The following is a 7,882-nucleotide window of genomic DNA, read 5'->3' as shown; positions in this document are numbered from 1 at the left end:
TGCAGGCTGGCGTGCAGGATGTCGGGGGTGTTGACGAACAGGTTGGGTCGCCGAAAGTCGGCGATTTCGGGGATCTGCTGGGCGAATTCGGTCAGCTCCCACTTCGAGGTGCGCCAGGTGAAGTAGGTGTAGGACTGAGTGAACCCCAGCTTGGCCAACCCGAATTGGCGGGCCGGCGGGGTGAACGCCTCGGCCAAAAACAGCACATCGGGATCGGCCGCCTTGGCCTGGGCGATCAGCCAGGCCCAGAAATTCGGCGGCTTGGTGTGCGGGTTGTCGACGCGAAAGACCTTGACGCCGTGATCCATCCAGAACCGCAGCACGCGCAGAACTTCGTCGTAGAGACCGGCGGGGTCGTTGTCGAAGTTGATCGGGTAGATGTCCTGGTACTTCTTCGGCGGGTTCTCGGCGTAGGCAATGGTGCCGTCGGGCAGTTCGGTGAACCACTCCCGGTGATCGGTGGCCCACGGGTGGTCGGGCGCACATTGCAGCGCCAGGTCCAGCGCCACCTCCATACCGAGGTCCCCGACCGCGGCGACGAACGTGTCGAAGTCGGCGATCGTGCCCAGTTGTGGATGCACCGCGTCGTGGCCGCCCTCGTCGCTGCCGATCGCCCAGGGCGAGCCCACGTCACCGGGCGCGGCCGTGGCGGTGTTGTTGCGGCCCTTGCGGTGCACCTTGCCGATCGGGTGGATCGGCGGCAGGTACACCACGTCGAAGCCCATTTGCGCGATCCGGTGCAGGTCCGCCGCGGCGGTGGCGAAGGTTCCGTGCACCGGATTGCCCTTGTCGTCCCAGCCGCCGGTCGAGCGGGGGAACATCTCATACCACGATCCGAAGCGGGCCAACGGCCGGTCGACCCACACCCCGTGCTGCTCGCCGCGAGTGAGGAGATCGCGCAGCGGGAATTCGGTCAGCAGTTCGTCGATGTCGGCCCGCAGCGCCAGCGCGGCCCGGGTGACCGGGTCTCCGGGTGTCCGCAACGCGTCAGCGGCCTTGAGCAGCGGACCGCGCCGGCCGCGTGGCACCCCGGTGGCGGCGCGTTCCATCAGCTGTGCGCCGATCAGCAGATCGTTGGATATCTCGGCCTCGCCCTGGCCGGCATCCAGCTTGGTCTCGACGGCGTGCCGCCAGGTGTGGATCGGGTCGCCCCAGCCGTCCACCCGATACGTCCACAGCCCGACGCGGTCGGGTGTGAACGCACCATGAAACACATAGGGCTCCAAGCCGTCAGGGCTCATGGGCAAATGCAGCGGCTTGACCCGCACGACGTCGGTGCTGGGCTCGGCCACCGCTGCAGCGGACGTTGCTTTGAGCCGTCGCGTCTCGCCGACCTGCGGATAGCGCGGGCCCAGATAGCGCACCACCAGCGTCGCGGCCACCGCGTCGTGGCCCTCGCGCCACACCGTGGCACGGACCGGAACCACCTCTCCGACGACGGCCTTGGCCGGGTAGGCGCCGCATGACACCACGGGTGCGACATCGTCGATCTCGACACGACCGGGCACCGCTACTCCTTCTGGGCTAGTCGGTTGTCGTCTTGGGCGCGGTCGACCCGCGACCTGCGCGTCTTCGGCCACCCGTATTTTGGCGGGCACTCAGCGTTCAATACCCACCGTAGTGTCCCGTCACACCCGAGGGCGGGTCGCGCGGCTCGTTCGGTAGGCGAAACCCGCTCCCACGTCAGTAAGGTGATGACGCGTGAAAGCCCTTCGTCGGTTCACGGTCCGTGCCCACCTTCCCGAACGCCTGGCAGCGCTGGAGAAGCTGTCGATCAACCTGCGCTGGTCGTGGGACAAACCCACTCAGGACCTCTTCGAGACGATCGATCCGAAGCTGTGGACGCAGTGCGGGCGAGATCCGGTCGCCTTGCTGGGCGCGGTCACTCCGGCCCGGCTCGACGACTTGGCGCTCGACAGCGGATTTCTGGATTGGCTCGACCGGCTGGCCGCCGAACTCGACGACTATCTGCGCCGTCCGCAGTGGTACCAGCAGCAACAAGGGGCCGGCGTCGGCGAGAAAGCTCTGCCGAACGGCATCGCGTATTTCTCGATGGAGTTCGGTGTCGCCGAGGTGTTGCCCAACTATTCCGGCGGTCTGGGGATCCTGGCCGGTGACCACCTCAAGGCGGCCTCGGATCTGGGGCTGCCGCTGATCGCGGTCGGCCTGTACTACCGCTCGGGCTACTTCCGGCAGTCGCTGACCGCGGACGGCTGGCAGCACGAGGACTATCCCGCACTCGACCCTGCGGGACTGCCGCTGCGTCTGCTCACCGACAGTTCGGGAGCACCGGCGCTGGTCGAGCTGGCGCTGCCGGAGTCTGGCTCGCTGCGGGCCCGCATCTGGGTCGCCCAGGTCGGGCGGGTGCCGCTGTTGCTGCTGGATTCCGATATCCCGGAAAACGAGCACGAGATGCGCGGAGTCACCGACCGGCTCTACGGCGGGGACCAAGAGCACCGCATGCGGCAGGAAATCCTCGCCGGGATCGGCGGCGTGCGGGCCATCCGGTCCTTCACCGCAATCGAAGGCCTGCCCGCTCCTGAGGTGTTCCACATGAACGAGGGACACGCCGGCTTCCTGGGCGCCGAGCGGATCCGCGAACTCGTCGACGCCGGTTTGGACTTCGACACCGCTCTGACTGTGGTGCGGTCCAGTACGGTATTCACCACCCACACCCCGGTGCCCGCCGGCATCGACCGTTTCCCGGTGGAAATGGTGCAGCGGTACTTCGCGGGCAGTCCGACCGACGCCGCGGGCGTCGCCGCCGGGTCGGTGCTGCTGCCCGGCGTGCCGGTCGGCAGGATCCTCGCGCTGGGCGCCGAGGACGACCCGGAGAAGTTCAACATGGCCCACATGGGTCTGCGACTTGCCCAGCGCGCCAACGGTGTTTCGCTGCTGCACGGCGAGGTCAGCCGGGAGATGTTCAACGAGCTATGGGCTGGCTTCGATGCCGGTGAGGTGCCCATCGGGTCGATCACCAACGGCGTGCACGCCCGCACCTGGGCCGCGCCGCAATGGCTGCAGCTGGGTCAGGAGCTGGTGGGGTCGGACTCGTTCGCCGACCCGGGCGTCTGGCTGCGGGTCAACGAGGTCGACGGCGGACACCTGTGGTGGATCCGTTCGCAATTGCGGGCCCTGTTGGTGGAAGACGTGCGGGCGCGGCTGCACCGCTCGTGGCTGGTTCGCGGCGCGCCCGAGGCCGAATTAGGCTGGATTGCCAGCGCATTCGACCCCGATGTGCTGACCATCGGCTTTGCCCGCCGGGTACCGACCTACAAGCGGCTGACGTTGATGCTGCGTGACCCGCAGCGGTTGGAGCAGTTGCTGCTCAACGACGACCGGCCGATCCAGTTGATCGTGGCCGGCAAGTCACACCCTGCCGACGACGGCGGCAAGGCGCTGATCCAGCAGGTGGTCCAGTTCGCCGACCGGCACGAGGTACGGCACCGGATTGCCTTTCTGCCCGGCTACGACATGTCGATGGCCAGGCTGCTGTATTGGGGCTGCGACGTCTGGCTGAACAACCCGTTGCGTCCGCTGGAGGCGTGCGGCACGTCGGGGATGAAGAGCGCGCTCAACGGCGGCCTGAACTTGTCGATCCTCGACGGGTGGTGGGACGAATGGTACGACGGCGAAAACGGTTGGGCCATCCCGTCGGCCGCCGGCGTCGCCGACGAGGAGCGCCGCGACGACCTGGAGGCGGCCGCGCTTTATGATCTGCTCGAGAATTCGGTTGCGCCGAAGTTCTACGAGCGTGACGAGCACGGCGTGCCGCGCCGGTGGATCGAGATGGTCCGACACACCCTGCAGACATTGGGCCCGAAGGTGTTGGCGTCGAGGATGGTTCGCGACTACACCGAGGGCTACTATCTGCCGGCAGCGGAGTCGCTGCGCAGGACTTTGGTCGTGGACGACGACGGGCAGGTGGACTTCGAGCCGGCCCGTGACCTCGCGGCATACCGGCGGCGCGCGTCGGAGGAGTGGCCGCACATCCGGGTCACCGACGTCGACAGCACGGGGCTGCCGGACACGCCGATCCTCGGCTCGAAGCTGACCCTGACCGCGACCGTGCAGCTGGCAGGCTTACGGCCGGAGGAGGTAACCGTGCAAGCGGTGGTCGGCCGGGTAGAGACCGGCGATCTGCTGGTGGACCCGCTTACCGTCGAAATGGCTTACACGGGAACCGCTTCCGGCGGTGATCACGTCTTTGCGACGACGACGCCGCTGCCGGTTGCCGGGTCGGTCGGCTACACCGTGCGGGTGCTGCCGCATCATCCGATGTTGGCCTCGGGCGCCGAGTTGGGTTTGGTCACGTTGGCTTGAGCGGTCAACCGCCGCAACGCCGCGCGCACCGCGGCCGCGTCGGTGGTGGCCCAGAACGGCGGCAGCGACGCCCGCAGGTAACCCCCGTAGCGGGCGGTCGCCATCCGGGAATCGAGCACCGCGACCACCCCGCGGTCGTCGATGCCGCGCAGCAACCGGCCCGCGCCCTGGGCCAGCAGCAGCGCGGCGTGGCTGGCCGCGACGGCCATGAATCCGTTGCCTCCGGCGGCGGCCACCGCCCGCTGCCGGGCCGACAGCAGCGGGTCGTCGGGCCGCGGAAACGGAATCCGGTCGATGATCACCAGCGACAGCGACGGGCCGGGTACGTCGACGCCCTGCCACAACGACAACGTGCCGAACAGTGACGTCGCCTCGTCGGCGGCGAAGCGCTCCACGAGTGTGGTGGTGGTGTCGTCACCCTGGCACAGCACCGGTGTGGACAGCCGCTGCGACATCGCCTCGGCGGCTGCGCGCGCCGCCCGCATCGACGAGAACAACCCGAGCGTTCGCCCGCCCGCGGCGGTGATGAGCTCGGCGATCTCGGTCAGCTGTTCAGCGGTGCCGGTGCCGTCGCGCCCCGGTGGCGGCAGCTGGGCCGCGACGTAGAGGATCCCCGCCTTGGCGTGTTGGAACGGCGACCCGACATCCATTCCACGCCAAGGTGATTCGCTGTCCGTAAGCCCCCACGCCGTGGCCAGCGCATCGAACGAGCCGCCGACGGTCAGGGTGGCCGACGTCAGCACCGCGGTCGACTCCGCGAACAATCGGGTGCGCAGCAGTCCGGCCACCGACAGCGGGGCGACCCGCAGATACGTCCGCGTCGAGCCACGGTTGTCCTCGTGGTCGAGCCACACCACGTCGGTCCGATCGGGGACGGCCGGTCCGAACGACGAGAGGATTCGCGTTGCGGTGTCGGCGATCTCGGCGAGACTGGCGACCGCTTCGGAGCGGGCCGCGGCGGCCTTGGGGTCGGTGGGTGCGGTGTCGATGGTCGACCGCGCCGCGGTGGCCGCGTCCCGAAGCGCCGCGATACACGTGGCGAGCTCGTCGTCGAGGTGGTCGATCCGACCGGCCGACGCATTCTGGATCGCCGTGAGGAAGCTGCCCGACAGGCGCTCCCAACGCTGCAGGATCTCGGGTTCGACCAGTTGCGCGATGCGGCGTGAGGCGATGCCGAGTGTCGTTGCGGTGAGCTCGCCGGTGGCCACCGCCGTCACCCGGTCCACCAAGTCGTGCGCCTCGTCGACCACCAGCGCCTTGTGTTCCGGCAGCACGGGCGAGTCGGCGACCGCGTTGATCGCCAGCAGCGCGTGGTTGGTGACGACCACATCGGCGACGCCGGCCTTGGCCCGCGCCTTCTCCGAGAAGCAGTCGGTGCCGAACGGGCAGCGGGCCACGCCCAGGCATTCGCGGGCTGACACGCTGACCTGCCCCCACGACCGGTCGGCGACACCGGGTTTGAGGTCGTCGCGGTCGCCCGTGTCGGTCTCCGAGGCCCACTCGGTGAGCCGTTGCACCTCCCGGCCCAAAGTGGAAGCCGCCTGCGGCCGGAACAGCTCCTGCGGCTCCTCGGCCACGTCGGAGGCCGAGCCGTTGTGAATCTTGTTGAGGCACAGATAGTTCTGGCGGCCTTTGAGCAACGCGAAGCGCGGCTTGCGGGGCAGCGCATCGGCCAGCGCGTCGACGAGCTGAGGAAGGTCGCGGTTGACCAGCTGGCGTTGCAGAGCAATGGTTGCCGTGGATATGACCACCGGTGCATTGTCGGCCACCGCGCGCTCGATCGCCGGAACCAGGTATGCCAACGATTTGCCGGTGCCGGTGCCGGCCTGCACGGCCAGGTGCTCCCCGGCGGAGAAGGCATGCGCGACCGCGTTGGCCATCTCGACCTGGCCGCAGCGTTCCTTGCCGCCCAGCGCAGCCACCGCAGTGGCCAGCAGCTGCGTCACCGGCATCGGCACATCGTCGGGCGTGGCTACTCCTGGATGTCGGTCGGCGGACGTCGGGCCGGGATCTGCGTGGTGGGGATCGCTGGGTCGCCGTGCGACAACATCAGACCCTCCCACGGCAAGCTTCGCAAGCCCGATGCCACCAGCTCGCGCGCCACGCCCAGGTCCGTCGTCACGACCACCTCGCCGCCGCGGACCAACGGAACGGCCAGTACCCGCGACGGCTCGGACACCCACGGCGGATGGCCCGCCGGATAAACGATCTCCTCGGTGATGGTGCCGGTCGAGCGGGCCAGGCGCACCGCTTCTTTGCGCCCGCCATGCGATTGCTTGCGCACGCTGCGCTTCTCGACGGGCACGTCGTCGACTTCGACCAGCTTGTACACCATGCTCGCGGTGGGTGCGCCCGATCCGGTGACCAGCGAAGTGCCGATCCCGTAGCTGTCGACCGGTTCGGCGCGCAGGCCCGCGATGGCGAATTCGTCGAGGTCGCCGGAGACCACGATGCGGGTCCGGGTGGCCCCCAGCCGGTCGAGCTGTTGGCGGACCTGCCGGGCGAGCACGCCCAGGTCGCCGGAATCGATGCGGACCGCCCCGAGTGCGGTGCCCGCGGCCGCGACGGCGTTGGCCACGCCGGTGGTCACGTCGTAGGTGTCGACCAGCAGCGTAGTGCCCGCCCCGAGGGCGGCGACCTGCGCGGCGAACGCGGCCGGCTCGTCGGGCCCGTTGCGTCCGTCGTAGAGCAGCGTGAAGGCGTGCGCGCTGGTGCCTTCGGTCGGCACACCGTAGCGCAGGTGGGCTTCGAGGTTGGACGTCGCGGCGAACCCGGCGAGGTAGGCGGCGCGCGAGGCGGCGACGGCTGCGCGCTCGTGGGTGCGGCGCGACCCCATGTCCATCAGCGGTCGCCCGTCGGCCGCGCTGACCATCCGCGCCGCGGCCGAGGCCACCGCGGTGTCGTGGTTGAAAATCGACAGCGCCAGCGTCTCGAGTAGCACGCACTCGGCGAAGCTGCCTCGCACCGACAGCACTGGTGAGCCAGGGAAATACAGTTCGCCCTCGGCGTAGCCGTCAACGTCGCCGCCGAACCGGAAGTCGCGCAGATACGCCAGCGCGCCGGGGTCGAGGAATTCGGCCAGCGACTCGCACGCGACCTCGTCGAACCTGAAGTCGGGTAAGGCTTGCAGGAATCGCCCCGTTCCGGCCACCACGCCGTAGCGGCGGCCATCGGGCAGCTTGCGGGCGAACAACTCGAACGCCGACCGGCGGTGTGCGGTGCCGTCGCGCAGCGCCGCCGAGAGCATGGTCAGCTCGTACCTGTCGGTCAGCAGCCCGGTGACGGCCGATGTGTTCACACCGCAACGCTATCGGGTGTCCGCGGGCGGCTCGGTATCCTGTGGAGCATGGTTGCGTCAGCACCGACCAAGCCGGGTACCACGGGGCAGCGGGAAGCGGACACGGTCGAGGCCACCGCCGCTCCCTGGGTGACCATCGTCTGGGATGATCCGGTCAACCTGATGAACTACGTGACCTACGTTTTCCAGAAATTGTTCGGCTACAGCGAGCCGCACGCCACCAAGCTGATGCTGCAGGTGCACAACGAGGGCAAGGCAGTC

5 protein-coding genes are annotated in these 7,882 nt (G+C 68.9%); 2 read left to right on the top strand and 3 right to left on the bottom strand.

From position 1 onward, the window contains the following. On the bottom strand, positions 1 to 1,508 hold a 1,508-nt coding region (locus tag AC2VOU_RS06690; RefSeq protein ID WP_486956661.1), incomplete at its 3' end, for a maltotransferase domain-containing protein. A gap of 193 nt (positions 1,509 to 1,701) precedes the next feature. Here AC2VOU_RS06690 and glgP point away from each other — a divergent pair. After that, positions 1,702 to 4,323, top strand: coding sequence for an alpha-glucan family phosphorylase (gene glgP, locus AC2VOU_RS06685; protein ID WP_486956660.1), 2,622 nt, complete (start codon positions 1,702 to 1,704; stop codon positions 4,321 to 4,323). Here glgP and AC2VOU_RS06680 read toward each other — a convergent pair. Both AC2VOU_RS06680 and AC2VOU_RS06675 read right to left on the bottom strand, forming a co-directional pair. Then, entirely contained in the window at positions 4,272 to 6,275 is a 2,004-nt protein-coding gene (locus tag AC2VOU_RS06680; RefSeq protein WP_486956659.1) for an ATP-dependent DNA helicase, read from the bottom strand. The genes glgP and AC2VOU_RS06680 overlap by 52 nt on opposite strands. 20 nt (positions 6,276 to 6,295) lie before the next feature. Beyond that, positions 6,296 to 7,621, bottom strand: a complete 1,326-nt coding sequence (locus AC2VOU_RS06675; protein ID WP_486956658.1) for a nicotinate phosphoribosyltransferase — start codon at positions 7,619 to 7,621, stop codon at positions 6,296 to 6,298. Positions 7,622 to 7,669: 48 nt separating this feature from the next. Here AC2VOU_RS06675 and clpS point away from each other — a divergent pair. Beyond that, the coding region (gene clpS, locus AC2VOU_RS06670) for an ATP-dependent Clp protease adapter ClpS (protein ID WP_486956657.1) at positions 7,670 to 7,882 on the top strand (213 nt) is incomplete at its 3' end.

This window comes from Mycobacterium sp. TH-M25 (genome assembly GCF_057473665.1).
The sequence above is the reverse complement of the archived record's forward strand: the minus strand, read 5'-3'. Positions and strand labels throughout refer to the sequence as shown.